Source organism: Globicatella sp. HMSC072A10 (assembly GCF_001811625.1).
Lineage (GTDB): Bacteria > Bacillota > Bacilli > Lactobacillales > Aerococcaceae > Globicatella > Globicatella sanguinis.
On the sequence record NZ_KV805814.1, the window covers coordinates 28,006 to 28,681 of the forward strand.

A 676-nucleotide genomic window follows, 5' to 3' on the forward strand; every position below is an offset into this window, starting at 1 on the left:
ATATGAATACTTTCAATAAATTATGGGGTGTGGTGACACCTAGTGAAGCAAAAGCAGAGATTGATCGTCAAATTGCGGAATTCCAACAAGAACACGGCAAACAGCCGGCTAATTTAGAAACACAAGCGATTTCTTTAATAGGCAAGGATATCTATCAAAAACTAATTAAAGGTTATACGGAAAAACAGTGGGGCCGCGATGCGAAAGATTTACCGTCTTTCATCATTAAGCGTCTACCGGTTCGTTATACCTATGACAATAATTATTTTAATGATATTTATCAAGGGATTCCGATAGGTGGTTATACTCAAATTGTAGAGAAAATGTTAAATCATCCGAATATTGAAGTGCATTTGAATACAGACTTTTTCAATGATAAAGAAGCGTTAGAAGCGGAAGCTACAAAAGTAGTCTATACGGGTATGATTGATCAATACTTTGATTATCAGTATGGTGTATTAGAATATCGTTCTTTACAGTTTGAACATGAAATATTAGATACTGATAATTATCAAGGCAATGCGGTTGTTAATTATACGGACCGTGAAACTCCTTATACACGCATTATCGAACATAAGCATTTTGAGTTTGGTAAGCAAGACCAGACGGTCATCACAAGAGAATATCCTAAAGAATGGCAATTAGGTGATGAACCGTATTATCCTGTCAATGATGA

General features: G+C 35.4%; 1 protein-coding gene. It reads left to right on the forward strand.

The features are described from left to right. Positions 1-676: UDP-galactopyranose mutase (locus HMPREF2811_RS11795; RefSeq protein ID WP_246829854.1), on the forward strand; the 676-nt coding region annotated here is incomplete at both ends.